Here is a 26,562-nt window from a genome sequence, read left to right as displayed (position 1 = left end):
AAACCGGCCAGTAACGGCCGGTTTCCTGTCTTACAGTACAAAAAACAGCGCTATGCCGCGCTAGGACGCTTCGGCCCCGCGGCCTTCCTTGGCGCCGGCAGCAGAGTCAAGCTGACGCCCGGCACGCGGTCGCCTTGCAGCACGGCCGCAAACGTCATCAGCTCGTCGCGGCGGAAGGCGTGGATCGCCACCTTGGCGCCGACGGCATAGCGGCCCAGCAAGGTGTCGAGGTTGGCCGGGTTGCCCGTCACGCGCAAGCCATCGACGGCCACCAGCACGTCGCCCGCGGACAGGCCTGCCACGTGGGCGGCGCCGCCCTGGTGTACCTGCGCCAGCCTGGCGTCGTTGCCGTCGCGGCCCAGGTTGACGTCCAGGCTGGCTTTTTCCGTCTTGCGCGCGTCGCTGTATTTCACGCCGAACGGCGCCAGCAGGCGCGCCAGCGGCACGTCGTCCGTGCCGCGGATGTAGCGCTCGAAGAAGGGCTTCATGCGCGTGCCGGAGATTTCGTCGAACAGGGCTTCGACTTCGGCCGGCGTCACGCCGCGGCCTTTGCCTTCTCCCTTGCCCTTGTAGAAATCGCGGCCATAGCGCTGCCACAGCGCCTGCATCACGTCGTCCAGCGATTTTTCGCCATGCGTCTTCGCGCGGATCGTCAGGTCGAAAGCCAGCGCGATCAGCGAACCCTTGGTGTAGTAGCTGACGATGGCGTTCGGCGCATTTTCATCCTGGCGGTAGTACTTGCCCCAGGCGTCGAAGCTGGAATCGGCCACACTTTGCTTGGTGCGGCCGCTGCCGCGCAGGACGCTGTTGACGGTTTTCCCCAGCAGCTTGAAATAGGCCGCCTCGTCGATCAGGCCCGCGCGCACCAGCATCAGGTCATCGTAATAGCTGGTGAAGCCTTCGAAGAGCCACAGCAGCGGCGAATAGCTTTCCGCCTGCAGGTTGTACGGCGCGAAGGCGGCCGGCTTGATGCGCTTGACGTTCCAGGTGTGGAAATACTCGTGGCTGCACAGGCCCAGGAATTTCAGGTAGCCGTCACCGATCTCGGTGCTGCTTGAGGCCGTCGTCGGCAAGTCGGCGCGCGCGCAGATCAGCGCCGTCGAGGCGCGGTGTTCCAGGCCGCCGTAACCGTCGCCGACGGCCATGGTCATGAACACATAGCGGTCCATCGGCGCCTTTTTCGTCTTCGGCTCGAAGAAGGCGATCTGTGTTTCGCAGATGGCTTTCAGGTCGCGGCACAGGCGGTCCAGGTCCAGGTTCGGCACCTTGCCCGTGACGACGATATCGTGCGGCACGCCATACGCCGTGAAGGTGGCCAGCGCGAAGTCGCCCATCTCCACCGGGTGGTCGATCAGCTCATCGTAGTTGGCCGCCTGGTAGCTGCCGAAGCCATAGCGCTTGGCTTTGAGTTCCGGCAGGGTGGTGGCCACGCGCCAGGTCTTGCAGGCGGCGTCCTTCGGCTGCACGATGTGCACTTCATGGGCGTCGGATTCCTGTCCCAGCACGCGCAGGAACACGCTGGTGCCGTTGAAGAAGCCGTGATTCTGGTCCAGATGGGCGGCGCGCACGGACAAATCCCAGGCATACACGTCGTATTCGACCGTCAACGGACCCTGGCACGGCGCGGCTTGCCACGAGTGCTTGTCCAGTTTGCTCAGCGCCACGGCCTTGCCCTCGGACTCGGCGCGGATGCTGACGATGTTGCGCGAAAATTCGCGGATCATGTAGCTGCCAGGTATCCAGGCCGGCAAGGACAAGACCTGGCCGATGGCGGCCGGCGACTTGACGGTCAACGTCACCTTGAACATGTGGCCCGCCAGATCCGCTGCGGCGATGCTGTAGATGATGCCGGCGGCCGGCGTGGTTTTCACTGCCGTTTTCGCCGCGGCTTTGCTTGTGGCTTTGCCGCTCGCCTTGGCTCCCGCCTTGGCGATGATTTTTTTGCTCGGTGCTTTCTTCATGTTTTCCTCGTGTTTGGCTTGGATGCTCTAAAATCGCCCGGGCGCGCCACGCACCGGCGACAAATCGTCAGGTGTATCAATATCGCGCAAGATGCCGCCGTCGTCCACTGTCACTTCGCATACGGCATGGCTGTTGACGATGCTGCGCGCGCCCTGGTCGCCATCGAGCGCCAGCAGCAGCGGCAAGTGAAAGGCGCCAAACGCGACAGGATTGCCGCGCCGTCCCTGGAACACGGGCACGGCGATGCGCGCGCCATCGCCGATGGCTTGCGACAAGGCGGCGATTGTAGCCGCTTCCACACCAGGCATGTCGCCCAGGGCGATCAGCCAGCCCGGCGCGCCGCGCACGTATTCGATGGCGCAGGTGAGCGAGGCGGCCATGCCCGTGTCGGCATCATGGCAGACGCGCACCTCGCAGCCCAGCGCGCCGAGCACGCGCGCCACCTGCGTATCGTCGGCGCGCACCACGGCCAGCACGCGCGGCAAGGCCGCCAGCATGGCTTTTGCGGCCGCCGCCACCACGGGCAAGCCCGCGTGCGGACCTTCCGTCAACGGTTGCAATAATTTGTTCTGTACGCCGGAGGGGTCGAACCTGCGTCCCCTTCCGGCTGCCAGCAGGATGCCGACCGTACTCAAGACACCACTGCCGTCATGCGGCCGCCAGGTCGAACGGCAGCTTGCGCAGGCGCTTGCCCGTCAGGGCGAACAGCGCATTGGCGAATGCGGGCGCCAGCGGCGGCACGCCCGGCTCGCCCATGCCCGTCGGCGCGTCGCCCGACGGCACCAGGTGCACCTCGATCACGGGCATGTCGGGCATGCGCGGCACCGGGTAGTCGCCGAAGTTCTGCTGCTCCACCACGCCATCCTTGAGCGTGATGGCGGCACCGGGAATGGTCATGCCCAGCGCCATCAGCGCGGCGCCCTGCACTTGCGCCTCGATCGTCAAGGGATTGACGGCCAGGTTGCAGTGCACGCCCGCCCACACCTGGTGCAGCCTGGGCGCGCCTTGGACCACGGATGCCGTGACCACGTAGGCGACCACGGAATTGAACGATTCATGCATGGCCACGCCCCAGGCCTGCCCCTTTGGCAGCTTCTTCCTGCCGTAGCCGGACTTGGCCACGGCCAGGTCCAGTGCGGCGATGTGGCGCGTGTGCCTGGCGTCGATCAGCTGCTTGCGGTAGGCGACGGGGTCCATCTTCGCCACGTGCGCCGCCTCGTCGATCAGGGTTTCCATGACGAAGGCCGTATGCGTCGAGCCGACGGAGCGCCACCACAGCACGGGCACGTTCGCCTTGGCCGTATGCACGGACAGCTTCATCGGCAGGGTGTACGGCTCGCCCATGCCTTCGACCATGGTGCCGTCGACGCCATTTTTCACCATGAAGGCTTCGAACGGCGTGCCGGCCATGATGGACTGGCCCACGATGGTGTGGTCCCAGGCGAGGATCTTGCCTTTGGCGTCGAGGCCGATCTGCGCGCGGTGCACATGCGACGGTCGGTAGTAGCCGCCCTTGATGTCATCCTCGCGGCTCCACATCAGCTTCAATGGTCCGCTCTTGCCCGCCGCCCGGTATGCCTTGGCGACGTTGACGGCTTCGACCACGTAGTCGGACGAGGGAACGGCGCGCCGGCCGAAGCCGCCGCCGGCCATCATCGTGTGCAGGGTCACCTGCTCGGGCTTCAGGCCGGAGGTGGCGGCAATCGCCGCCTGGTCGCCCGTCTGGAATTGCGAGCCCACCCACATCGTGCATTTGTCCGCCTGCAGGTCGACGACGCAGTTGAGCGGTTCCATCGGCGCGTGCGCCAGGTAGGGAAATTCATACACGGCTTCGATCTTTTTCGGCGCCGAGGCCAGCTTGCCCATGTCGGCAGGCTTGGCGACCGTGCCCGGCGTTTTCGCCAGCGCCTTGAAGGCGGCCAGCTGCTGGTCGCTGCTGACCTTTTCCACGGCGCTGGCATCCCATTCGATCACGAGCGCATCGCGTCCCTGTTTCGCGGGCCAGTAGCCGTCGGCAATCACCGCCACGCCGCTGCCGCCACGGTCGGTTTTCACCTCCAATACTTCCAGCACGCCCTTGATGGCCTTGGCCTTGCCGGCGTCGAACTTCGCCACCCTGGCGCCGAATACGGGCGGACGCGCCACCATCGCCACCTTGGCGCCAGGCGGCTTGAAGTCGATGCCGAACTGCTGTTTTCCCGTGGACTTGGCGGCCGCGTCCAGGCGTTTCACGGGTTTGCCGATGATGGCGAAGTCGCGCGGGTCCTTCAGCTTGACGGTGGTGGGCAGCGGTTGACGCATGGCCGCGTCGGCAAGTTCGCCAAACGTCGCCTTTTGCCCGCCGGGGCCGTACAACACGCCCTTGGCGGCGCGCACCTGGTCAGGGTTGACCTTCCACTGCGCGGCGGCGGCGCCCACCAGCATGGCGCGCGCCTTGGCGCCGATTTCGCGGTACTGCGTGAACGAATGGGCGATGCTGCCCGAGCCGCCCGTCATCTGCATGCCGTAGGCGGCATCCTTGTACTGCTCGCCGGCGGGCGCCAAGGCGCCGTGCACCAGGCTCCAGTCGGCGTCGAGTTCCTCGGCGATCAGCATGGGCAAGCTCGTTTGCACGCCCTGGCCGAATTCCAGCCGGTTCACCTGCACCGTCACCGTGTTATCGGGGGCGATGTGCAAGAAGGCGTTCGGCGCATACACGGGCTTGGCGGGTGCGGCATCGGCCGCCTGCGCCAGCTTGCCGGCGCCGGGCAGGAAAAAGCCCAGCATCAAGCCGCCGCCCGCCACCGCGCCGGCCTTCATGAAACCGCGCCGCGACACGCCATCGGCCAGCGCCACCGGCGCCGATGCCAGCGCCGCGCCCAAGGTCACGCCGCCATGCTGCAATGCTTCCTGATTCAACCATTCGATACGCATGTCGCTCTCCTCAGGCCAGGGTCTTGGCCGCGTCCTTGATGGCCGCGCGGATCCGTTGATAGGTGCCGCAGCGGCAGATATTGCCGCTCATGGCGCCGTCGATGTCGGCGTCGCTGGGCGCCTTGTTGGTACGCAGCAGCGCCGTGGCGCTCATCACCTGGCCGCTTTGACAGTAACCGCATTGCGGCACGTCGTGACGTACCCACGCCGCCTGCACCGCCTTGCCCACCTGGTCGTTTTCCATCGCTTCGATGGTGGTGATCTTTTGCGCGCCGACCGAGGAAATCGGCGTGATGCAGGAGCGGATGGGCTGGCCGTCGAGGTGCACCGTGCAGGCGCCGCACAGGGCAGCGCCGCAACCGAATTTGGTGCCCGTCATGTTCAGGTTATCGCGCAGCGCCCACAGGATGGGCGTGGAAGGATCGGCGTCGACCTGCGTGTCGCGTCCGTTGATATTCAAGGTAATCATCTGCTGCTTCCCCTTTTCTGGATTGTTATGGCGTCTACGAACAACACTTGATGATACGACAGCGGAAAAAAGCGCAAAAAAAAAGCGCGCCTTGCGAGGGCGCGCCGTCCAGCCTTCCTGGCGACAGCCCGGATTACTTAATGGTCGAGAATTTCTGTTCCAGCGTCTTCGCATCGACCGCGCCCGGAATGCGGCTGCCGTCGGCAAAGAAGATGGCTGGCGTGCCCGAGACGCGCAATTGCTGGCCCAGGGCCAGGATTTTTTCATGCGGGTTGGCGCAAGTGGCGGCGACCGCGGCTGGCGCCTTGCCGTTCAACATCCAGTCATCCCAGGCCTTGTTGCGGTCGGGCGCGCACCAGACATTGCGCGACTTGACGATGGAGTCGGGCGACAGGATGTTGTACATGAAGGTGTAGACGGTGACGTTGTCGATTTCCTTCAGCGCGTTCTGGCGGAAGCGCTTGCAATAGCCGCAGTTCGGATCTTCGAACACGGCGATCACGCGCTTGCCATTGCCCTTGACGGTCTTCATGGCAGAGTCGAGCGGCAGGTCGGAGAACTTGATGCGGTTGACTTCATCCAGGCGCACCTTGGTCAGGTCTTGCGACGTCTTGGCGTCGAAGACGTGGCCGACGAACAGATATTGCGCGGCCTTGTCCGTGTACAGGATGTCGCCGCCCGTGCGCACTTCGTACAGGCCGCCGTATGGGGTTTCCTTGACCGAGTCGACCTTGGCGCCTTCGCCCAGGCGCGGTTCGATCAGCTTCTTGATGTTCGCTTCCGTCGGCGTTTCCGCGCCGGCGCACGACATCATCAGGCCCGAGGCCAGCACCAATGCGATTCTGCTCATTTTCATCACTATCACTTCTCCACTTGAAACGCCTGGCGAAACTGGCCCCTGGCCCGACGTCATTATCTCTTTGACAAAACGATCGCCGCAGACCAGCTGCGGCGACCTTGAATTTTCACATCTGCCATTATCCGGCGATATCTTAAGATTGACTGATGTTTACTGATGTCCCAATGCGTGCGCAATCATTTTTCGCTTCAGGGCCGGCAATTTATCCAGCAAGTTTAATCCCAAATTGCGAACCACGCGCAACGGCTCCAGATCGGCGCCGAACAAACGCGCCAGGCCATCGGTGGCCAGCTGCATCAGCAGCACATCTTCCTTGCGCGCGCGGGCATAGCGCGCCAGCACGCGTTCGTCGCCGATGCCGCGGTGCGCTTCGCGTTCGGCGATCGTCTTGACCAGCTGTGCCACGTCGGCAAAGCCCAGGTTCATGCCGTGGCCGGCCATCGGGTGCACCACGTGGGCGGCGTCGCCAACCAGCGCCACGCGCGGCGCCACCATGGCGTGCGGACGCATCAGGGTCAGCGGAAACGCGCGCACCAGTTCCGGCTGCAGCGGCGTGAGTTTACCCAGCTTGTCGTGGCAGTAGGCGGCCAGGCGCGCGGCCAGGGCGTCGGCCGATTCGGCCATGAGGGTATCGGCCAGCGCATCGGGCGCCGACCAGACGAGGGAAACGCGGTCGCCCGGCAGCGGCAGCAGCGCGACGATGCCTTCGCTGCCAGTGAACCACTGGTGGGCCGCGCCATGGTGCGGCTTTTCGCAGGCGAAGTTGCTGACCACGCCGCGCTGGCCATACGCGCGGTAATCGAGGCCGATGTCGCACTGGCCGCGCACCCACGACTGGGCGCCGTCCGCGCCCACCACCAGCGCGCAGGTGATGGTGTCGCCGCCATCGAGGTGCACGATGGCCGAGTCGTCCGTCCATTCCAGGCGGCTGGCGCGGCCCTGCACCAGGTTGACGTTCGGCGCGAATTTCAGGGCGGCGTCCAGCGCCTGGCCCAGGTTTCGGTCCTCGATGATCCACGCCAGCGTGCCCACATGGGCGCCGTAGGCGTCGAAACCGAGTCCGCCCGCCTGCGCGCCGTCGCCGTTGACCAGCATGGCGTCGACGGGCGCCACCCTGTCGGCCTCCAGGGCGCCCCACACCTTCAGCGACGACAGCAGCTGGTGCGCCGTGTGATTGAGCGCATACACGCGCACGTCCCAGCTGGCTTCGACCGGCCTGGCGGCGGCAGCGGAGGCCGCCGGGCTCACCGGGGATAACAGGGTGACGCTTTGTCCTGCCTGGGCAAACGCCAGCGCCGTGGTTTTCGCGATGGCGCCGTTGCCGACGATGCAAACGTCGCTGTGGCTGTGCATGAAGCGCCGCATGGTAGGGGGAGTGGGACTGTTCATGCGGCCATTATAGCGTTTGCCCCACCTGTTTCCGATAGTCCGGAAGTACTGGACGCGTGCCCCAGATCAAGCGGCGCCATGAAATACGGGCAGCACGTGGTCCGCGATCTCCTGCATCGTCTCGGCCAGCGGACGGCGGTTCTGCCGCAGCTGCAAGCCGATGTGCCGCACGCCGGCGTCGCGCATGGCCTGCAATTCCGCGATCAGGCCAGCGCGCCCCGTGCGGGCGCCGAAGCGGAAACGCTGCAGCGGCATGTGCGGATCTTCGTCCAGGTCCAGGTGGATGAAGCTGACGTAGGGTTTATCTTCCCCGGCGACGGCGCGCCATTGCGCCGCGCGCCGCGCATGGTCGTCCGGCGTGCCCGGATAGGCGAGCCAGCCATCCATGTGCGCGCCGATCCACGCGGGCGACTGCTGCGCCAGCCCCGCCACCAGCAGCGGCAGCGGCGCGGCCGGCTTGGGCAGCAGGCGGATGCCGGGCGGCAGGCGCATTTCTCCCCAGTCGCGCAGCATGGCCACCTGTTCGCGGAAGGCGGCGCCGCGCCGGTCGAAGTCGCGCCCAAAGACGGGATACTCGACGGGCCGGTCGCCGCTGGCCACGCCCAGCAGCAAACGCCCGCCGCTCAGCTGGTCGACGCTGGCCGCCGCCTTCAAGGTCAATACGGGTTCGCGCAGCGGCAGCACCACGGCGGCCGTGCCCAGCAAAATGTTCTCCGTGATGCCGGCCAGGTAGCCCAGATATGTAAACACCTCGAAGACCTGGGCCGCGTCGCCGAATGACGGGTCATATAAGGGCACGTCGCGCAGCCACAGGGCGCGGAAGCCCAGGCGGTCGGCCAGCCTGGCCAGCGCCGCGTGCTGTTGCAGGTCCGGTTCGCCCGGCACGCGGACCGATGCCCCATTCGCCAGGCGCCCCGTGGACGTCCAGTCATTATCGAGCGGCAGTTCCAGGCCGATGCTGAAACCGCCCTGTCCAAGCTTGGTCATGGCGCCCATCTCAGTCCCACTGCGGCGCCAGGCCGTCCGGGTTGGCCAGGCGCTCGCACCGCTCCAGCGTGGCCATCTGCGCCATCTCGTCCGGCGACAGGATGATGCGCTGGAAATGCAGGTTCGCTTCCAGGTTGGCGCGTTTGGTCGACGACGGGATCACGGCAAAGCCCTGCTGCAGCGACCAGCTCAGGGCCACCTGCGCCGGCGTCACGCCGTGCCTGGCGGCGATGGCGGCGATCACTGGGTCAGCCATCACCTTGCCATACGCGAGCGGCATGTAGGCCGTGATGTGGATGCCCTGGCTGCGCGCGAACTCGATAACCTTGCGGTTTTGCAGGAAGGGGTGGATCTCGACCTGCTGCGTGGCGATTTCCGCCGCTCCCACCGTGTCGATGGCTTGCCGCAGCTGCGCATTCGTGAAATTCGATACGCCGATGGCCCTGGTCAGCCCCTGCGCCTTGGCCTCCGCCAGCGCCGCCATGTAGTCGGCCACGGGAATGGCGTCCTGCGGCGACGGCCAGTGGATCAGCGTTAAATCCAGCTGCTCCAGCCGCAGCTTGCGCAGGCTGTCCTTCAGGCTGGGAATGAGTTTGTCACGCTGCAGGTTGTCGATCCAGATCTTGGTGGTGACGAACAGTTCGTCGCGCGGGACGGCGCTGGCGGCGATCGCCTGGCCCACTTCGGCTTCATTGCCGTAGATTTGCGCCGTGTCGATATGGCGGTAGCCGACGTCCAGGCCCGTGCTGACGGAATCGATGACGACCTGGCCCTGCAAGCGGAAAGTGCCCAGGCCGATTTCAGGGATAGCGGTGTGTCGGGTAGTCGTGTTCATGCGGCAGTCCTCTCAAATCAATGTCGATGACCACACTATGCGCCCATCCTTTGTTGAGAAAAATACCGTTGATATCAAATCATATTTGATCCTACAGCAAATAAAACGATGCCCATGCAGGAAATCCATGAAAAGTCTCAGCCAGCTCTTGCATTCGCGTTTTGGTCTGCTATAATTCGCCACCTTGGCCTGGTAGCTCAGTCGGTAGAGCAGAGGATTGAAAATCCTTGTGTCGGTGGTTCGATTCCGCCCCGGGCCACCAAGAATTCGTTTTACGTTCAAAAACGCCACCTTCGGGTGGCGTTTTTGCGTTTATCGTCCCATCCCGCTTTCACGCTGCGCATCGCGCTGCCGCGCCAGCGACAATGCCTTCTGCGGCTCTTGATTCAATGAATCCAGCAACGCGACCACAGCCTGCTCGATGGCTTGCCATTCGTGCAGATGGCTGCGAAAGTAGCTGACTTGGATATGAGAATTTCTCAAGCCGTGCAGGAAAATATCGTGCGAGCAGCTAGGGCCTATTACCAATTTCCCACGCTTCTGCAGCGCGTTCGCCCTTTCCGTACCGGGATCGGGAAAAAAATCCGGGGCGCAGACAATCTGCGTTTCTATCCGCTCGCGCGATGGATATAGATACAAGTCCTTTTCATAAAACACCGTGATCACATCTTCCCGCACGCGCTGCGGCAGATCGTTGTGCTCATAGCGCAGCAAGCCATGGCGTGACGCCATCTGCTTGCGATTCGGCATCCAGATCGAGCTAAAGCGCTGGGCAAGCTGATACTTTTCGGCCAGCGTGTTGGCGTCAAAATGCTGCACCAGAATGGAGACTTCATCCTGATGACTGATCCAGACGGGCGTATTGTCATGCGGAGCGACGAAGGGCAGCAACTTGCCCCCCGTCCACCGCGCTTGCAAGAGCAAACCCTGCCTGTTGCCAACTTGCTCGTACAAACCCCGCATATAGCTTGGAATATAGTTCGCGGGAATGCGAAGCTTGTTGCGATTGACCATCATGTGCAGTTCGGTCGCTGGCTGTTTGCGTGGCGACGCATACCAGGCCAGGGTGGCCAGACAAAAAATGGCGAGCAATATCCTGGTTGTCAAATGTCGCTTGCGCGGGGACGGTTGCGTCACCTCATTTCCCCGGCATCAGATGAGAGAGATCCTGCGGATGTTTGTCCATCGGACGTAGACGCTCCAGGCGAAACAGCCTGTCCAGATCCAATTGCTTGCGCAGCCGCTCAGGCGCTATGTCCATGCCGAAGCTGCCATCCATGGCGGCAGGGTAATCGAAATGCACGCGCGACCAGGCGCCATTCGCATAGCGCCAACTGCCGATCTTGTCCGCGTCGGCATAGGCCTGGAATGGATCGAGGGCGTAGCCTGACGTGAGCACGCCAATTTTTCCCAGCCAGGCGGCATGCTCCATGGAATTTACTCCGTTCAATAACGCGCGCCCTTCCGACCGCAGAACACGCGATGCATTGGCATAAAAGCGCTCATCGAGCATGGCCTGCCAGACTTTCTCCGCGCCAGCGACATCATGGGCATCCAGATAAGGAGACAGAGGAACATGCGCGGTCCACGCTTCTGAATCCAAAAGAAAATCTTTGAAAATTACAGTGTGATATCTCGCCACGTCTTCCACCGAAAGCGGTGCGATTTTCCCCAGCGCCATCGAATTCGGCAGATATTTTTCACGATATCCAAGATCAGCCCGCATCAGCTCGATGCCAAACTGATGCCAATCGCGCTCGCTCATCACTCGCCCAAGCTGATCTGCCCGCATCTGCGCATAACCGTTGGCAATGACGCCGCTGATGGTGTCATTGCGCACGACACCCAGCGCCAGCTGCGCATAACGGTCGCCGCCGGCGGCCAGATAGTTCCAGTAGGCTTCACGGTTGCCCTGGGCCGCGTAGAAGCGCAGGATTTCCATGTCGCGCGCGACCTTGTTTGCGTTTGCCGCCACGCCTTTGACGGCAGCGGCCGGTGCGGTGCGCGCCAGCATGGCAGGCGCCGTCTCGATCGCCGCCGTTCGCGCCTGCAAGGACGGATGCCTGGCCAGCGCCAGTTCATTGCGCGCCAGCCACATGGCGACCTTGGGGCCGAGCCGCGCATTGTGCATGGCGGCGCCGAGTATGGCTTGCCGCCGCATGCTGCCGTGGCGTAAACCGAGGCTCACGCTGCGCAGCATGGCGGTGACGGCGAGCGCATGGCCATGGGCGAAATCGGCTGCAACCATGCTGGCATGGGGCGCTGGGCGATGCAAGTCAGACACAACAAAGCGGGCGTGCGCAGGATCAGCACCCCATAGTCTGCCTAAGCCCATGCGGTAAGTGCTGCCGGCGTCGCGCAGGCCGGCAACCATGGACTTGCCCATGGCGCCCGCGTTGAACACCTGCGCCAGCAAGGCTTCCAGCACCGCCTGCGATGCCAGCGTCGCCATGCCCAGGCACAAGGCGACATCATGGCAAATTTCGCTCAGCTGTGGCCATATGGTGGCAATATCGACCTGCGAAAACTGCAGGCGCAAACGCTTGAGCGCTGGATCTTTGGCGTAATCGAGCGCCTGCAGCACGCGACGCGAGCGGTTCTCAGCACGTATCAGGACAGCGGTATCATGCCTTGCATGCAACAGATGGCGCCGCAGGTCACGCTCGGCTTGCTGATCAAGCGCCACCAACATGGCATGCAGGCGCGAGCGGTCGTAGGGAAGTATCGTCATGGCATGCCCGATGGGAAGATTCCCATAGCATGCCGCGCTGGGCGGTGCCGACGTTGAGCAGCCTCAGCGATTGCTCTTATTTTCTTGCTTGCAGCATCTGCATTCGTGTCTCAACGCTGCAAGCGCGGCCTTACCACATCAAATCATCGGGAATCTGGAACGCCGCGTATGGATCGTCCTCGTCCACCTGCGTGCTGGCTTGCTTGACGCGCACGACGATGGCGGGGTCGCGTTCGGCGATCTTGTCGGCGATGATACGCGGCACCAGTTCCACGGCGCCGCCCAGGCAGATGATCACCAGGCGGCCCGCCACCAGGTGGGCTTGCACGGCGGCCGTCACGTAGATGCGCTCGATCTTGTTATCAAATGTAAAGTTGTACGGCACGTCGCCGTTGTTACCCTTGCTCTGGCGGTTCTTTTGCACCATTTGCGCGATCTGCGCCACGATGGCCTTCTGGTTGGCGGCCGCGTCGCGCTGGGCGTTCATTTCGCGCGCGCGTTCCGCGTTCTTGCGCTGGGTCTCGAGCGCGGCCAGGCGCACCTCGTCGACACTTTGCGTGCCGCTCTTGCGCTCGTCCTTTTTCTGCTTGCTCTTGTCCTGGTTGGCCAGCTTGACCTTCTTCTTGTCGACCAGGCCGGCCTTTAAAAACTGCTCTTGCAACGAGACCATAACTACTCCGTATTGAGGGTGCGCCGGCCAAGGCAGCGGCATCGGCCGGTGGAAAGACGCTAGCATAGCAAAAAACAGGGGCGCTGCCGCCGCAAGATGGCTGCCCGGGCCGACCGGCGAGCATCCAACGCCCGCCAGTAACAAAAAGACACACTCGCGTGGAAATTTTGTTGATAAATGTCATATAGTTAGTTACGTTCTGCATATCGGCTTCGCTGCCGCTTGCATGCCCCCCCTTCCACTGACTGCGTCTACAAGGATTTGCCATGAAACAATTAATCGCCCTCTGCATCGCCGCCGCGTTCGCCAGCACCGCCTTTGCCGCCGCACCGGAAGCGGCGCCCGTCGCCAAGACGGCGCAACAGTCAAAAATGACCACCTGCAATGCGGACGCCGCCGGCAAGAAAGGCGATGAGCGCAAGGCCTTCATGAAGGAATGCCTGAGCGCCAAGCCGGCACCGGCGATGACGCAGCAAAACAAGATGAAGGCCTGCAATGCCGACGCCAAGGACATGAAGGGCGATGCCCGCAAGGCCTTCATGAAAGAATGCCTGAGCGCGCCGAAGAAATAAGCAGTGCCAGTGCACGCTGCACAGCGCCAGCCGACAGGCTGGCTTTTTTTTGCCCGCAACACGCTGCCAGGCATGCAATCATGCCTAATGATCAAGATGACATGCAGAAAGATAACGCGTAGTATTTAATCCATCTACGGCTCAGTACGGTTACACGGCATTCTGGAGAAAGGACGGCAGCGTGGCGGCGTCGAACGATCTCGCACACTGGCGCGGCCAGGTCTTTAGCCGCCTGCTGCAGGCGGTGCTGCTGCTCGGCATCGTCACCGCCATCCCCAGCGCGCTGCTGGCCGCGAGCGAAGCCATCTGGTCCATTGTCGCCCTCGACTTGCTGGCCATCGGCTGGATCGGCATCATCTGGCATGGGCGCGCCATGCCCTACCGCCGGCGCGTGTGGCAATTCCTCATCGTCGCCTACCTGGTGGGCGTGGGCCTGTTGCTGAAAATCGGCCCCGTCAGCCAGATCTACATGATGCTCATGCCCGTGCTGGCGGCCTTGCTGCTGGGAATGCGGCCAGCCCTGTCGACCCTGGCCCTGACCTCGCTGACCATCTTTTTCCTCGGCCTGCATCCCGACGTCGCCCTGCAAATGCCGGGCACGCCCGATTCTCCCGTGCTGCGCGCGCTGATCGTGGCCCTGAACTTCCTGTTCATCGCCGCCGTGCTGACCCTGTCCTGCGCCTTCCTGCTGCGCCACCTGGAAAGCAGCACCCAGGCCCTGTCGCAGCTGAACGCCGATCTGCGTCTGACGGCCACGGCGCTGGCCCGCCTGAATGACATGGTGATGATCGCCGAAGTGGCCGATGCCCCGCCCGGCGCGGGCGCTCTATCGGCCACGCGCATCATCTTCGTCAACGATGCCTTCGAGCGCAGCAGCGGCTATGCGCGCGCCGAGGTGCTGGGCCGCAGCCTGCTGTTCCAGCATGGCCCCGACACCGATGCGGACGAACTGGCGCGCATCGCCGCCGCCATGGCCCGGGCCCAGCCGGCACGCGCGGAACTGCTCAACTACAACAAGGCCGGCAAGGCGTACTGGGTCGAAGCGGAACTGGTGCCGTTCACGGATGCGGACGGCAAGCAGACCCACTGGGTGGCCGTCGAGCGCGAGATCGACGAGCGCAAGAAATCGGAAGCGGACATCCACCGCCTGGCCTTCTACGACGTGCTGACGGGCTTGCCCAACCGGCGCCTGCTGATGGACCGCCTCGGCCACCTGCTGGCCGCCGCGCCGCGCGACCATAAGGTCAGCGCGCTGATGTTCATCGACCTCGACCACTTCAAGCACATCAACGACGCGCGCGGCCACGCCACCGGCGACGCGCTGCTGCGCCTGGCCGGCCAGCGGCTGGCGCAGCTGATGCGCAAGGCCGACACGGTGGCGCGCATCGGCGGCGACGAATTCGTCGTGCTGCTGGCGCAGCTGGCCGATGACCTGGACAGCGCCGCCCGCGCGGCGGCCCAGGTGGCCGAGAAAATCCGCGCCGCCATCGCGCGCGACTTCGATATCGACGGGCAGTCCTATCATTGCAGCGCCAGCATCGGCGTGACCCTGCTGCCGAAAGCGGGCCAGCAGGCGCACGACCTGCTGCGCGAAGCCGACATCGCCATGTACCGCGCCAAGGCGGGAGGGCGCAACGGCATCGCCTTCTTTGAGGCGGCCATGCAGGCGGGCGTGGAACGGCGCCTGACCCTGGAACGGGCGCTGGCGCGCGCCCTCTCCCTGGGCGAGTTGCGCATGCACGTGCAGCCGCAGGTCGACCGCCACGGCCGCGTGACGGGCGCCGAACTGCTGATGCGCTGGCCGCAGGCGGACGGCACGCACATCGGGCCCGGAGTCTTCATCCCCATCGCCGAGGAATCGGGGCTGATCGTCAGACTCGGACACTGGGCCCTGCGCGAGGCGTGCCGCGCCGCGACGCTGCTGGCGCAGGCAGGATCGCCCGTCGCCCTGTCGGTGAACGTCAGTCCGGCCCAGTTTCGCCAGCCCGACTTCGCTGCCCGTGTGCAGGCGGCGCTGGCCGAGCACGGCACGCCAGCCGGCGCCCTGATCCTGGAACTGACGGAAGGCTTGCTGATCGACCAGCGCGACGCCTCGCTGGCGCGCATGCGCGCACTGGCGGACCTGGGCATCCGCTTTTCCATCGACGATTTCGGCACCGGCTATTCCAGCCTCGCCTACCTGACCTCGATGCCGCTGTACGAACTCAAAATCGACAAGCGCTTCATCGACGACACGCCGCGCGATGCGCGCGACACGGCCATCGTGCAAGCGATACTGGCCATGGCGCGCCATCTGGGCTTGCGCGTCGTGGCCGAGGGCGTGGAAACGCAGGAGCAGGCCGACTTCCTCGTCGCCCACGATTGCGATGGCTTGCAGGGCTACCTGATCGCGCAGCCGATGCCGCTGGAAGACTTTCCCGCCTGGCTGGCCCGGCATCAAGCTTAGCTTTCCGACATTTCCCCCGCGAAACTCCTCCGCTAGAATACCGGCCGCATAGCCTGTACCTTCACCATCCCCTTTTCTTAAAGCGATCCCCGATGCGTCTGGTTCTTCCCCTGTTGGCCCGCCCTCTCCTGCTGTGTTTGCTGGCCGCCGCCCTGCCCGCCGCCCATGCGGCCCCTTCCACCACCGTCCCCACGCCGATCACGCTGGACCAGGCCATGGCCGATCCCGACTGGATCGGCACGCCCGTCGAAGCGGCATGGTGGGGCTGGAATGGCCAGCTCTACTACAAGCAGAAGCGCATTGGCTCGCCCCTGCGCGACACCTATCACGTGCCAGGCGCGAACGCCAGGATCAATAGCGGCAAGCAGGTCGACGACGCGCAGCTGGCCAACCTCGATGGCCAGCAGATGGTCGTCAACCGGGCCGGCACGCGCGCCATCCTGCTGCGCAACGGCGACCTGTTCGAGCGCGACCTGAAAAGCGGCGCCTTGACGCAGATCACGCGCGGCGTGTCCGCCATCAGCGACCCGCAATACTCGAACGACGGCGCCGCCGTGCAATACCGCAGCGGCACCGACTGGTTCAGCTGGAACCGTCTTGACCGCCTGAGCGCCCCCGTGGCCCTGCTGCGCGCGGCCAAGGACCCGGACGCCAAGCCGGAAACGGACGCCCTGCGCGAGCTGCAACTGCGCCTGATCGTCAACCTGGCGCGCCAGAAGGAAGAGCGCGACGCCAACCGCGAACGCCGCCACGCAGAGCGCCGCCTGGACGCCACGCGCGCGCCGGAACCGATCTACCTGGGCGAGAAAGTCACCATTTCCGGCAGCGCCCTGTCGCCGGATGGCCGCTGGCTGCTGGTCGTCACGCAAGACAAGGCCGCCGAAAAGGGCAAGCTGGGCAAACTGGCCCGCTACATCACGGAAACGGGCTACCCGGAAGCGGACGACGAGCGCACGCGCGTGGGCCGCAACATGCCCATCGCGCAAAGCCTGAAACTGGCGGACCTGCGCACGGGCCAGGTGCGCGACATCGCTTTTGATACGCTGCCCGGCATCGCCACCGATCCGCTGGCAGCCATGCGCGCCGAACAGAAGCTGCCGCCGCTGAAGGGCAACCGTGCCGTGCGCATCGACGCCCAGCGCGACGGCATCGCCTGGACTGATGACGGTTCCAAGGCGGCCGTGCGCGTGCGCGCCGTCGACAACAAGGATGGCTGGCTCGCCACCGTCGACCTGGCCAACGGCGCCCTCGTGCCCGTGCACCGCATCAGCGACACGGCCTGGGTCAACCGCCGCGCCGAAGAATTCGGCTGGCTGCCCGACAACGCCACCGTGTGGTATCTGTCCGAGGAAAGCGGCTACGCCCACCTGTACACGAAAACGGGCGCGGCGCCCGCGCGCGCCTTGACCAGCGGCCAGTGGGAAGTGAGCGCCGTCGAATGGAGCCGCGACGGCAAGACGGCTTATTTCATGTGCAACCGGCAGGCGCCCGGCACGTATGAAGTGTGCGCCAGCACGGCGAAGGACGGCGGCGCGCGCGAAGTGACGAATTTGAAAGGCGTGGAAAACTTCGGCCTGTCGCCCGATAACGGCAAGCTGCTGCTGCGTTTTTCCACCAGCTATATGCCGGCCCAGCTGGCGACCATCCCGGTCTCCGGCGGCAAGGCGAACATCCTGACGGATACGCGCAGCGAGGCCTTCAAGGCCCGCAGCTGGGTCATGCCGCAACTGGTGCAAGTACCGTCCACGCACGGCGCGGCGCCCATCTGGGCCAAGCTGTACAGGCCAAAGCAGCTGGAAACGGGCAAGAAGTATCCGATCGTCATGTTCGCGCACGGCGCCGGCTACCTGCAGAACGTGACCGAACGCTACCCCGTGTATTTCCGCGAACAGATGTTCCACAACCTGCTGGTGGAGCAAGGCTACATCGTGCTCGACGTCGACTACCGCGCCTCGCTCGGCTACGGCAGCGCCTGGCGCACGGCCATCTACCGCCAGATGGGCCACCCGGAACTGGAAGACTTCATCGACGGCGCCAACTGGCTGGCGCAGCAGCACCAGGGCGACATCCAGAACGTGGGCATCTATGGCGGCAGCTATGGCGGCTTCATGAGCCTGATGGCCCTGATGCGCGCGCCGGACATGTTCAAGTCCGGCGCCGCCCTGCGCCCCGTGACGGACTGGACCACCTACAACCACGAGTACACGGCGAACATCCTGAACACCCCGGACGTCGATCCGCAGGCGTATAAAATCTCGTCGCCGATCGAATACGCCGACAAACTGACGGGCAACCTCCTGATCGCCCATGGCATGATCGACGACAACGTGTTTTACCAGGACTCCGTGCGCCTGTCGCAGCGCCTCATCGAGCTGAAAAAGGATAACTGGGAAATGGCCAGCTACCCGATGGAGCGCCACGGCTTCGTGCAGCCGGAAGCGTGGTATGACGAGTACCGCCGGATTTATCAGTTGTTCCAGAGAACATTGAAATAAACTCCGATGCCCGCTTGATGCGGGCATTTTTTCATGCTGTCGCATTCGGCGACACGGAAGTCGCTGACGTGCGGCCGGCGCGCGAATCGCGCTTGCCATTTACGCAAGCATGGCACATGATGAAGGCATGACGACATCCACCACCTCCGCCCTGCTGCGCGCCGCGTGCGCCAGCTTCCTGCTGCTGGCCGCCAGCGCCTGCGGCAGCGCCCCCACGCAAAACGATGCGCCGCCCGCCCCCGGCAATGCCGGCTTGCTGGCGCAAATCGAGGCGGAAGTGGGCGCCGCCGCCTGCGATTCCACCCAGCAATGCCAAACCATCGCCATCGGCGCCAAGGCCTGCGGCGGACCCGAGCGCTACCTGGCCTGGTCCAGCAAGGGCAATGACGGCAAGAAACTCAAGGCGCTGGCCCAGGCGCAAGCCGAGGCCAGCCGCAAGCAGCAGCAGGCGGACGGCATGATGTCGACTTGCTCCATCGTCACGGACCCGGGCGCCACTTGCCAGGCGGGGCGCTGCGTGCTGCAAAAGAGCGGCCTGGGCGGCGGCTCCGCCCTGTAAAACCGCCGCCGCATCGAGCCAGCCGCGTGGCATGCGACAATATCAAAACAATATGATTTGGCTATCTGTTGCATTTGAACACAGCTAGCTCTGGTCAGGTGGAAAGTCTTTCTGCTATAATTCGCCGCCTTGGCCTGGTAGCTCAGTCGGTAGAGCAGAGGATTGAAAATCCTTGTGTCGGTGGTTCGATTCCGCCCCGGGCCACCAAGAACAGTTCCAATGAAACGCCCACTCCTGTCAGTGGGCGTTGTCGTTTCCGGACCTCGCCTTACCCGGCGGCAATGCCGACGCGCCCTGCCGCGGACGCCCGTCCGCGCCCATCCAGGCGAAATCTCATCCTTGCTTGATCTATTACAAAGTGCAACATCCGTCCCGGGGCGACAGTCCGTCAACGGGTGGCCGGCACGCAATCCACGCCAGCGGACCAGCCTATCTCCTCGACCAAGGATGTCCACGCACATGGATGAGCACAAGATTGTGGTGTTTACGGGCAACGATGGCCATGCGATCCGCCAGGGCATCGCGGCGATCGAGCGCGCCCTTCCCGGCTTGCGCTGGCTGCTCGTGATCCACGCGCGGCGCAAGTCGGCGCCGGAATTGCTGCATAACCAGTGGGCGAACCTGACAAAGAACGGCTGGCGCTGGATACCGTATCAAGCCGCGGATCTCTGGCGGCGCATGCGCGCGCGCGCCGCGCCGCAGCAGGGCGCACTGGCATCGCCAAGGCACCTCGACGTGCTCACGGTCGCCGACCTGCATGCGGACGCCACGCTGTCCGCCGTCAGGGCCTTCGCGCCGGCGCTGGGCCTGGCGCTCGACGCGCCTATCCTGCGCAGGCCGCTGTTCGCCCTGCCCACGCTGGGCACGCTCAACTTACACAAGGGCAAAGTGCCCGACTACCGCGGCATGCCGCCGGCATTCTGGGAATTGTGGAACGACGAGCCGTCGGTCGGCTGCACCATCCATTGGGTCGACGACAAACTCGACACGGGCAACGTCGTGCTGGCGGCCACGCTCGAGCGGGAAGCCTACGCGACGGTGCGAGGCATGCAGCTGCGCCTGGACGCGGCGGGTATCCAGTTGATGTGCGATGCCGTGCAGCAAGTCCTGGCCGGCGCCCCGCCGTCGCTGGCGCAAGCCGGCGCCGGCGCGACGTATCGAAAACCCAGCCTGGCGCAGGTGGCCGAACTGGACGCCAGGCTGCTGCGCAACCAGCGGCCAGCGGGCCACGCTATGCACAGAGCGCTCAAGGATGGCGCAGCGGCCGGCGCAGCGATGTTATCGCGCCTGGGCCTGAGCCGCGCGCTCGCGCCACGCCTGACGGTGCTGCTATACCATCGCGTCAGCGACGGCGCGCGCGACAATCTCACCGTCGGCATCGCACAGTTCGACCGGCAGATGGCATTGCTGCGCAAGCATTGCATGGTGCTGCCGCTCGAGCAGGCGCTGAGGCTGGAGTCGGTCCCCGCTTCGTCCCGCCCGCTGGTATGCGTCACCTTCGACGACGGCTACCTCGACAACTACACGAATGCCGTGCCCATCCTCCTGAAGCACCAGCTTCCCGGCGCCTTCTTTGTCGCCACCGGCTTCATCGGCAGCGGGCGCGCCTTCGCGCACGACGTGCGGCGCGGCAACCAGGCGATACCGATGATGACCTGGGAACAGTTGCGCGCGATGCGCGACGAGGGCTTCCTGATCGGCTCCCACACCGTCAACCATATCGACTGCGCCGCCGAACCGGAAAACATCGTGCGCCACGAACTGGCGCGCTCGCGCGACGACTTGCGGCATGAACTGGGGCTGGAAAGCGTCGTGCTAGGCTATCCCTACGGGGGACGCCGGCACATGACGCCGGAACGCCTCGAGCTGGTCAGGCAAGCCGGCTATGTCGCCTGCCTGTCCGCCTATGGCGGCAGCAATATCGGCGCCGTCGATCCCTTCAATCTGCTGCGGCGCGGCATACACTGGGAGTATTCCGATCGCGCCTTCCTGTTCGCGTGCCTGGGATGGAGATGAGCGGATGAGCGGAAAAACGCCCCCGCTGGTCTTGCATGTCATGCATCATCTGGTCACCGGGGGCCTGGAGAATGGCGTGGTCAACTTGATCAACCATATGCCCGAATCGGCCTTCCGGCATGGCATCGTCTGCATCGAAGACGACTCGGACTTCCGCGACCGCATCGTTCGCCGCGACGTGGACGTCATTGCCCTGAAGCGCAGCCGCATCGGCGTGTGGGCGATGCGCCGCGAACTCTACAAGCTGTGCCGCACGCTCCAACCCGCTATCTTGCATACGCGCAACCAGTCCGCTCTCGATGCGCTGTTACCGGCACGGCTGGCGGGCGTGCGCCATGCCGTGCATGGCGAGCACGGCTGGGATGTCGACAACTTGCGTGGCGACCGATGGAAGCCGGCGCTGCTGCGCCAGCTGCATTCACCGTTGATCGAGCGCTATGTCACGGTCTCGCAAAACCTGCAGCGCTACCTGAGCGGGCGCGTCGGTATCGCCCCCGCGAGGATCAGCCAGATCTACAACGGTGTCGACACGACCCGCTTCACGCCCCGGGAAAACGGCCCCCGCTGCGCCATGCCCGCAGCTTACGCGCGCGACGACGCGCTCATCATCGGCACGGTCGGCCGCATGCAGCCCGTCAAGGATCAAGCCACCCTGCTGCGCGCCTTTGCCGGCCTGGCGCCGCGTCACGCCAGAGCGCGCCTCGTGATGGCCGGCAGCGGCCCCCTGGCGGCGGACTTGCGCGCCTTGGCCGCAGCGCTCGGCGTCGGGGAGCGCGTGTGGTTTCCCGGCACCTTGCACGACGTCGCCGTGGTCATGCGCAATATCGATGTCTTCGTCCTGCCTTCCTTGTCGGAAGGGATCTCGAATACCTTGCTCGAGGCCATGGCCAGCGGCGTGCCGGCGCTCGCCACCAGCGTGGGGGGCAATCCCGAGCTGGTCCAGCAAGGGCTGACGGGCCGGCTGTTCCCGCCTGGCGACGTGGCCGCCCTGGGCCGCCTCCTGGACGACTATTTGACGCACCCCGCCTTGCGCCTCGCGCACGGCGCCGCCGCGCGGCGCGTGGCCGTCGAGCGTTTCAGCCTGCCCACCATGGTCGCGCATTACCAGTCGCTGTACCAGCAGTTGTGCCATTAGCGGGCGCCACCACGCCCCCCATGCGTTTGGCGTTGCGCGTATGCGCAGTACCGCACAGTAACATCGGCCATATCGGCCTATCCTGTTCCCATTCAACGGGAGAGATCGCATGCTGACGATAATACTGACGGTGGCCCTGCTGGGCCTGCTTGCACTGTTCGCGCCCGGCCCCGTGCGCCGCGCCCTGCTTGCACCACACCTGCTGGCCCTGTTCAAGCGCATCCTGCCGAGCATGTCCGGGACGGAGCGCGACGCCCTCGAAGCGGGCACGACCTGGTGGGATGCCGAGCTGTTTTCCGGCCGGCCCGACTGGTCCAGGCTGCTGGCTTATGGCCCCGCCTCGCTCACGGCCGAGGAGCGCCACTTTCTCAAGCACGACGTCGAGCGCTTGTGCGAACTGGTCAACGACTGGCAAACGCAGCAGCAACTCGACTTGCCAGAGCAAGCCTGGGCCTACATGAAAAGCCAGGGTTTCCTCGGCATGATCATCCCCAAGCAATACGGCGGCAAGCAGTTCTCCGCCTACATGCATTCGCAAGTGGTGATGAAGCTGTCGAGCCGCTGCTCGGCGCTGGCCGTCACCGTGATGGTGCCCAATTCGCTGGGGCCGGCCGAATTGCTGCTGCACTATGGCACCGAAGAACAGAAAGATTATTACCTGCCGCGATTGGCCGCCGGCACGGAGATTCCCTGCTTTGCGCTGACCAGCCCGTATGCGGGTTCCGATGCGGCCGCCATTCCCGACCTGGGCGTCGTCTGCATGGGCGTGCACGAAGGCCGCGCCACCCTGGGTTTCCGCCTCAGCTGGAACAAGCGCTACATCACCCTGGCGCCCGTGGCGACCCTGCTGGGCCTGGCCTTCCAGACCAGCGACCCCGACCATTTACTCTCCGACAACGATGCACCGGGCATCACTTGCGCCCTGATCCCCGCCAGCCACGACGGCGTGGTGATCGGCCGCCGCCATCATCCCCTGAACGCCGCGTTCCAGAACGGCCCCACTTCCGGCACCGATGTCTTCATCCCCATCGACTGGGTCATCGGCGGCCAGGCGCAAGTGGGCAAGGGATGGCGCATGCTGATGGAATGCCTGGCGGCCGGGCGCGCCATTTCGCTGCCCTCGTCCAGCGTCGGCATGGGCAAGATGGCCGTGCGCGGCACCGGCGCGTATGCGGCCGTGCGGCGCCAGTTCAACATGTCCATCGGTAAATTCGAAGGGGTGCAGGAAGCGCTGGCCCGCATGGGCGCCAACCTGTACCTGATGGATGCGGCCCGCACCCTGGCCGCGCACGCCGTCGACCTGGGCGAGAAGCCGGCCGTCATTTCCGCCATCGTCAAATACCACGTCACGCAGCGGGGCCGCGCGCTCGTTAACGACGGCATGGATATCTTGGGCGGCAAGGGCATCTGCATCGGGCCCAACAATTTCCTCGCCAGCGCCTACCAGCAAATCCCCATCGCCATTACCGTCGAAGGGGCCAACATCCTCACGCGCAGCCTGATCATCTTCGGCCAGGGCGCCATCCGCGCCCATCCATATGTGCTCAGGGAAATGGCCGCCGTCAGCGACAGCGACGGCCGCAAGGCCTTGCGCGATTTCGATGCGGCCTTCTTTGGCCACGTCGGCTTTGTGCTGGGCAACCTGGCCAGGGGATTGTGGTACGGACTGGGCGGCGCGCGCCTGGCGGCCGTGCCCGACGCCGGCGCGCCCGTACTGGCGCCCTATTACCGCGCCCTGACGCGGCTGTCGACGGCCTTCGCCGTCATGACCGATATGTCGATGTTCGTGCTCGGCGGCGAGCTCAAGCGCCGCGAGCGGCTGTCCGCCCGGCTGGGCGACGTGCTGGCGCAGCTGTACCTGGCCTCGTCCGTGCTGAAGCGCTACGAGGACGATGGCCGTCCCGAGGCCGACCTGCCCTATGTGCACTGGTCGCTGCAAGATGCGCTGGTCAAGGCCCGGCAGGGCTTGACGGGCGTGCTCGACAATTTCCCCGCGCGCGTGCTGGCCGTGCTGCTGCGCACCTTGCTGTTTCCCTTCGGCCTGCCCCACCGTCCGCCGTCCGACGAGCTGGGCAGCGAGGTGGCGCTGGCCCTGCAAACGCCGGGCGCCGACCGCGAACGGCTGCTGGCCGACGGCCATGTCGCCAGCGACGCGGCCGATCCCGTCGCCTGCGCAGAACGGGCGCTGGCCCTGCTGCCCGACGTGCTGCACATCGAAAAACGCCTGAAAGACACGCCCGAGGGCGCCGCCCTGCGGCACCTGCCGCAAAGCCTGTCCGCCATGCAGCAGTGGCTGGCCTCGGCCAAGCGGGCAGGCTCGGTCAGCTGCCAGGAGCACAACACCTTGCTGGAATATGCGCGCCTGGTCGACGGCTTGATCCAGGTCGACGATTTTCCGGCCGCGGCGGCGCAGCCCAAACCCTTGCCGATGCACGAGGCAGATAGCGGCAGCCGCGCCGCCTAGGCGAATTTGCGACCTATACTGAATGGAGCGGGCGCGGTGCCCGCCCTTTGCAGAAAGGAGTCCATCATGACGCGCAAATTCATCGATTGCCGGGAATTCCCCAGCGACGCGCATTGCTCGGTAGCTATCTCGGCCGACAGCGAGGAAGAACTATTGGGCATTGCTGTGGAGCATGCGGTCTCGGTACACCATCACCACGACACGCCGGAGCTGCGCCAGCAGCTGCGTCAACTGTTCAAGGACGGCATGCCGCCTGAACACCTGCCCATGACGAGACAGGCCGGCAGCAGCGGGGCCTCGCACGCGCACTAACCTGCCAGGGCTTGCGCCGGTTTCTGCAAGCGCAAGCCCAGCATGGCGACGCGCAGCGGGCCAAGGCCGGCTTTCTCGCCCTGGTGGAGCGGGGACATATCGGCCTGAACGCGGCCATGGCGGGATTACGCCTGAAGCCGTCGCGCGCCTTCGTTCAGGGCCTGTCCAGCGCAAGCCCTCGGACTTTCTTGACGCATTTGCTGGCGCCTGGGCTTGCGTAGCGCCTGGCGCCTTCCTATCATGAAACCACGCGCTGGCAAACGGTGCATGCAGGCCGGCACGCCGGAACAGTCCCCTGTTTCCGTCACGATACCCATAAGCGCATGCTGCCGCAGGGAGGTACATGATGAATACCTTGACGAATGGCCAGCTCAATGAGTTGCAAGCCTCATTGAGAGGGCAACTGTTACAAGCGGACGACGCTGGCTACGACGGCGCGCGCGCCGTCTGGAATGCGATGATCGACCGGCATCCGGCCCTCATCGCGCGTTGCGCCGGCACGGCCGACGTGCGCACGGCGCTGGCGTATGCGCGCGACCACGGCCTGCCCCTGGCCGTGCGGGGCGGCGGCCACAATATCGCCGGCAGCGCCCTGTGCAACGACGGGCTGGTGATCGACCTGTCGGCCATGCGCTCGGTGCATATCGATCCGCAACAGCGCCGCGCCCACGTCGAAGGCGGGGCCACCTTGCACGACTTCGACCACGAGGCGCAAGCCTTCGGCCTGGCCACGCCGCTGGGCATCAATTCCACCACGGGCGTGGCGGGACTGGCCCTGGGCGGCGGTTTTGGCTGGCTCAGCCGCACGCTGGGCCTGGCGGCCGACAACCTGCTGGCGGCCGACGTGGTCACGGCCGATGGACAATTCCTGCATGCCAGCGCGACCGAGCATCCCGACCTGTTCTGGGCCTTGCGCGGCGGCGGCGGCAACTTCGGCGTGGTCACGCGCTTCGAATTCCAGCTGCATCCGGTGGGGCCGCAAGTCACGGCCGGCCTCGTCGTCTTCCCCCACGCGCAAGCGAAGGCGGTGTTGACGAAATACCGCGATTTCGTCGATGGCATGCCCGATGCATTGACCGTCTGGGCCGTCTTGCGCAAGGCGCCGCCGCTGCCCTTCCTGCCGCCCGAGGTCCATGGCCAGGACGTGCTGGTCCTGCCCGTGTTTTCGCCCGTGCAATCGGCCGCCATGCAGGAAGCGATCGAGCGCATCGGCCAATTCGGCCAGCCGCTGGGCATGCACCTGGGCAGCATGCCGTACACAGCCTGGCAGCAAGCCTTCGATGCGCTGCTCACGCCGGGCGCGCGCAACTACTGGAAGTCGCATAACTTCACGCAACTCAGCGACGCGGCCATCGATACCGTCATCCGCCATGCCGGCAAACTGCCGACGCCGCAATGCGAAATCTTCCTCGGCCTGCTGGGCGCGCAGGCGAGCCGGCCGGCGCCGCAGGATACGGCCTATCCGCACCGCGACGCCCTGTACGTGATGAACGTGCACACGCGCTGGGACGCGCCGGCCGATGACGCGCGCTGCATCGCCTGGGCACGCGACTTCTTCAACGACGCGGCGCCGTATGCGACGGGCAGCGTGTACGTCAATTTCCTGACCGAGGATGAGAGCGGGCGCACGGCCGACGCGTATGGCGTCAACTATCCGCGCCTGGCGCAAATCAAGCAACGATACGACCCGGCCAACCTGTTCCGCGCCAACCAGAACATCTGTCCGGCCACCTAGGCTGCGGCGGCGC

The 26,562-nt window shown here is 65.0% G+C and carries 20 protein-coding genes and 2 tRNA genes; 11 read left to right on the top strand and 11 right to left on the bottom strand.

Going from position 1 to position 26,562, the window contains the following annotated elements; genetic code table 11:
• Nucleotides 1-50 precede the first annotated feature (50 nt).
• From J0O65_RS11810 to dkgB, 8 genes are all read right to left on the bottom strand, one after another.
• Nucleotides 51-1,961 carry a M61 family metallopeptidase gene (locus J0O65_RS11810; protein ID WP_285896785.1) on the bottom strand — a complete coding sequence of 637 codons (1,911 nt, stop codon included), beginning with the start codon at nucleotides 1,959-1,961 and terminating at the stop codon, nucleotides 51-53.
• 27 nt (nucleotides 1,962-1,988) lie between these two features.
• Nucleotides 1,989-2,597, bottom strand: coding sequence for a nucleotidyltransferase family protein (locus J0O65_RS11805; protein WP_215406934.1), 609 nt, complete (start codon nucleotides 2,595-2,597; stop codon nucleotides 1,989-1,991).
• Between the two features lie 13 nt (nucleotides 2,598-2,610).
• The gene (locus J0O65_RS11800) at nucleotides 2,611-4,875 is read right to left on the bottom strand and encodes a xanthine dehydrogenase family protein molybdopterin-binding subunit (RefSeq protein ID WP_215406932.1); all 2,265 of its coding nucleotides are present in this window, start codon (nucleotides 4,873-4,875) and stop codon (nucleotides 2,611-2,613) included.
• A 10-nt stretch (nucleotides 4,876-4,885) separates the two neighbouring features.
• On the bottom strand, nucleotides 4,886-5,344 hold the full coding sequence (locus J0O65_RS11795; protein ID WP_034753534.1) for a (2Fe-2S)-binding protein: 459 nt from the start codon (nucleotides 5,342-5,344) through the stop codon (nucleotides 4,886-4,888).
• Nucleotides 5,345-5,477: 133 nt separating this feature from the next.
• Entirely contained in the window at nucleotides 5,478-6,200 is a 723-nt protein-coding gene (locus tag J0O65_RS11790) for a DsbC family protein (RefSeq protein WP_215406930.1), read from the bottom strand.
• A gap of 153 nt (nucleotides 6,201-6,353) precedes the next feature.
• On the bottom strand, nucleotides 6,354-7,592 hold the full coding sequence (locus tag J0O65_RS11785; protein WP_251373677.1) for an FAD-dependent monooxygenase: 1,239 nt from the start codon (nucleotides 7,590-7,592) through the stop codon (nucleotides 6,354-6,356).
• 66 nt (nucleotides 7,593-7,658) lie between these two features.
• Nucleotides 7,659-8,579: an LLM class oxidoreductase gene (locus tag J0O65_RS11780; RefSeq protein ID WP_502793558.1), complete on the bottom strand. Its 921-nt coding sequence runs from the start codon at nucleotides 8,577-8,579 to the stop codon at nucleotides 7,659-7,661.
• 10 nt (nucleotides 8,580-8,589) lie between these two features.
• Nucleotides 8,590-9,414: a 2,5-didehydrogluconate reductase DkgB gene (gene dkgB / locus J0O65_RS11775; protein WP_215406926.1), complete on the bottom strand. Its 825-nt coding sequence runs from the start codon at nucleotides 9,412-9,414 to the stop codon at nucleotides 8,590-8,592.
• Nucleotides 9,415-9,600: 186 nt separating this feature from the next.
• Here dkgB and J0O65_RS11770 point away from each other — a divergent pair.
• Nucleotides 9,601-9,676: transfer RNA gene (locus J0O65_RS11770), tRNA-Phe, on the top strand.
• A 50-nt stretch (nucleotides 9,677-9,726) separates the two neighbouring features.
• On the opposite strand, the gene J0O65_RS11765 is transcribed toward J0O65_RS11770, so the two are convergent.
• The 3 genes from J0O65_RS11765 to J0O65_RS11755 form a co-directional block, all read right to left on the bottom strand.
• A complete protein-coding gene (locus J0O65_RS11765) occupies nucleotides 9,727-10,551 on the bottom strand; it encodes a hypothetical protein (RefSeq protein WP_215406924.1) in 825 nt (274 codons plus the stop codon).
• A 1-nt stretch (nucleotide 10,552) separates the two neighbouring features.
• On the bottom strand, nucleotides 10,553-12,145 hold the full coding sequence (locus tag J0O65_RS11760; RefSeq protein ID WP_215406922.1) for a DUF6861 domain-containing protein: 1,593 nt from the start codon (nucleotides 12,143-12,145) through the stop codon (nucleotides 10,553-10,555).
• 130 nt (nucleotides 12,146-12,275) lie between these two features.
• Entirely contained in the window at nucleotides 12,276-12,815 is a 540-nt protein-coding gene (locus tag J0O65_RS11755) for a DUF2058 domain-containing protein (protein ID WP_215406921.1), read from the bottom strand.
• Nucleotides 12,816-13,081: 266 nt separating this feature from the next.
• Here J0O65_RS11755 and J0O65_RS11750 point away from each other — a divergent pair, with 266 nt between their 5' ends.
• The 10 genes from J0O65_RS11750 (at nucleotide 13,082) to J0O65_RS11705 (ending at nucleotide 26,549) form a co-directional block, all read left to right on the top strand.
• On the top strand, nucleotides 13,082-13,387 hold the full coding sequence (locus J0O65_RS11750) for a PsiF family protein (protein WP_152252152.1): 306 nt from the start codon (nucleotides 13,082-13,084) through the stop codon (nucleotides 13,385-13,387).
• A 181-nt stretch (nucleotides 13,388-13,568) separates the two neighbouring features.
• A complete protein-coding gene (locus J0O65_RS28115; RefSeq protein WP_215406918.1) occupies nucleotides 13,569-15,833 on the top strand; it encodes a putative bifunctional diguanylate cyclase/phosphodiesterase in 2,265 nt (754 codons plus the stop codon).
• A gap of 92 nt (nucleotides 15,834-15,925) precedes the next feature.
• Entirely contained in the window at nucleotides 15,926-18,328 is a 2,403-nt protein-coding gene (locus tag J0O65_RS11740; protein ID WP_215406916.1) for a S9 family peptidase, read from the top strand.
• A gap of 127 nt (nucleotides 18,329-18,455) precedes the next feature.
• Entirely contained in the window at nucleotides 18,456-18,887 is a 432-nt protein-coding gene (locus tag J0O65_RS11735) for a hypothetical protein (protein WP_215406914.1), read from the top strand.
• Between the two features lie 131 nt (nucleotides 18,888-19,018).
• A tRNA-Phe gene (locus tag J0O65_RS11730) sits at nucleotides 19,019-19,094 on the top strand.
• A 252-nt stretch (nucleotides 19,095-19,346) separates the two neighbouring features.
• Complete coding sequence (locus J0O65_RS11725) at nucleotides 19,347-20,903, top strand: polysaccharide deacetylase family protein (protein ID WP_215406912.1); 1,557 nt, start codon at nucleotides 19,347-19,349, stop codon at nucleotides 20,901-20,903.
• Nucleotides 20,904-20,907: 4 nt separating this feature from the next.
• Nucleotides 20,908-22,038: a TIGR03088 family PEP-CTERM/XrtA system glycosyltransferase gene (locus tag J0O65_RS11720; RefSeq protein ID WP_215406910.1), complete on the top strand. Its 1,131-nt coding sequence runs from the start codon at nucleotides 20,908-20,910 to the stop codon at nucleotides 22,036-22,038.
• 109 nt (nucleotides 22,039-22,147) lie between these two features.
• On the top strand, nucleotides 22,148-24,502 hold the full coding sequence (locus J0O65_RS11715) for an acyl-CoA dehydrogenase (RefSeq protein WP_215406908.1): 2,355 nt from the start codon (nucleotides 22,148-22,150) through the stop codon (nucleotides 24,500-24,502).
• 66 nt (nucleotides 24,503-24,568) lie between these two features.
• The gene (locus J0O65_RS11710) at nucleotides 24,569-24,814 is read left to right on the top strand and encodes a DUF1059 domain-containing protein (protein ID WP_215406906.1); all 246 of its coding nucleotides are present in this window, start codon (nucleotides 24,569-24,571) and stop codon (nucleotides 24,812-24,814) included.
• A 346-nt stretch (nucleotides 24,815-25,160) separates the two neighbouring features.
• Entirely contained in the window at nucleotides 25,161-26,549 is a 1,389-nt protein-coding gene (locus tag J0O65_RS11705) for an FAD-binding oxidoreductase (protein WP_215406982.1), read from the top strand.
• Nucleotides 26,550-26,562 lie beyond the last annotated feature (13 nt).

Origin of the sequence: Janthinobacterium sp. JC611, from assembly GCF_018682595.1 — a bacterium.
Lineage (GTDB): Bacteria > Pseudomonadota > Gammaproteobacteria > Burkholderiales > Burkholderiaceae_D > Janthinobacterium.
Note: the sequence above shows the minus strand (reverse complement) of the source record. Positions and strands in the feature narration are given on the sequence as shown.

What these genes read in the sequence shown, in the direction of transcription:
- J0O65_RS11710 (WP_215406906.1), top strand. Translation starts at nt 24,569, where the DNA reads ATGACGCGCAAATTCATCGATTGCCGGGAATTCCCCAGCGACGCGCAT.
- dkgB (WP_215406926.1), bottom strand. Translation starts at nt 9,414, where the DNA reads ATGAACACGACTACCCGACACACCGCTATCCCTGAAATCGGCCTGGGC.
- J0O65_RS11795 (WP_034753534.1), bottom strand. Translation starts at nt 5,344, where the DNA reads ATGATTACCTTGAATATCAACGGACGCGACACGCAGGTCGACGCCGAT.
- J0O65_RS11810 (WP_285896785.1), bottom strand. Translation starts at nt 1,961, where the DNA reads ATGAAGAAAGCACCGAGCAAAAAAATCATCGCCAAGGCGGGAGCCAAG.
- J0O65_RS11725 (WP_215406912.1), top strand. Translation starts at nt 19,347, where the DNA reads ATGGATGAGCACAAGATTGTGGTGTTTACGGGCAACGATGGCCATGCG.
- J0O65_RS11705 (WP_215406982.1), top strand. Translation starts at nt 25,161, where the DNA reads ATGAATACCTTGACGAATGGCCAGCTCAATGAGTTGCAAGCCTCATTG.
- J0O65_RS11735 (WP_215406914.1), top strand. Translation starts at nt 18,456, where the DNA reads ATGACGACATCCACCACCTCCGCCCTGCTGCGCGCCGCGTGCGCCAGC.
- J0O65_RS11720 (WP_215406910.1), top strand. Translation starts at nt 20,908, where the DNA reads ATGAGCGGAAAAACGCCCCCGCTGGTCTTGCATGTCATGCATCATCTG.
- J0O65_RS11790 (WP_215406930.1), bottom strand. Translation starts at nt 6,200, where the DNA reads ATGAAAATGAGCAGAATCGCATTGGTGCTGGCCTCGGGCCTGATGATG.
- J0O65_RS11715 (WP_215406908.1), top strand. Translation starts at nt 22,148, where the DNA reads ATGCTGACGATAATACTGACGGTGGCCCTGCTGGGCCTGCTTGCACTG.
- J0O65_RS11740 (WP_215406916.1), top strand. Translation starts at nt 15,926, where the DNA reads ATGCGTCTGGTTCTTCCCCTGTTGGCCCGCCCTCTCCTGCTGTGTTTG.
- J0O65_RS11800 (WP_215406932.1), bottom strand. Translation starts at nt 4,875, where the DNA reads ATGCGTATCGAATGGTTGAATCAGGAAGCATTGCAGCATGGCGGCGTG.
- J0O65_RS11785 (WP_251373677.1), bottom strand. Translation starts at nt 7,592, where the DNA reads ATGAACAGTCCCACTCCCCCTACCATGCGGCGCTTCATGCACAGCCAC.
- J0O65_RS11750 (WP_152252152.1), top strand. Translation starts at nt 13,082, where the DNA reads ATGAAACAATTAATCGCCCTCTGCATCGCCGCCGCGTTCGCCAGCACC.
- J0O65_RS11755 (WP_215406921.1), bottom strand. Translation starts at nt 12,815, where the DNA reads ATGGTCTCGTTGCAAGAGCAGTTTTTAAAGGCCGGCCTGGTCGACAAG.
- J0O65_RS11760 (WP_215406922.1), bottom strand. Translation starts at nt 12,145, where the DNA reads ATGACGATACTTCCCTACGACCGCTCGCGCCTGCATGCCATGTTGGTG.
- J0O65_RS11780 (WP_502793558.1), bottom strand. Translation starts at nt 8,579, where the DNA reads ATGACCAAGCTTGGACAGGGCGGTTTCAGCATCGGCCTGGAACTGCCG.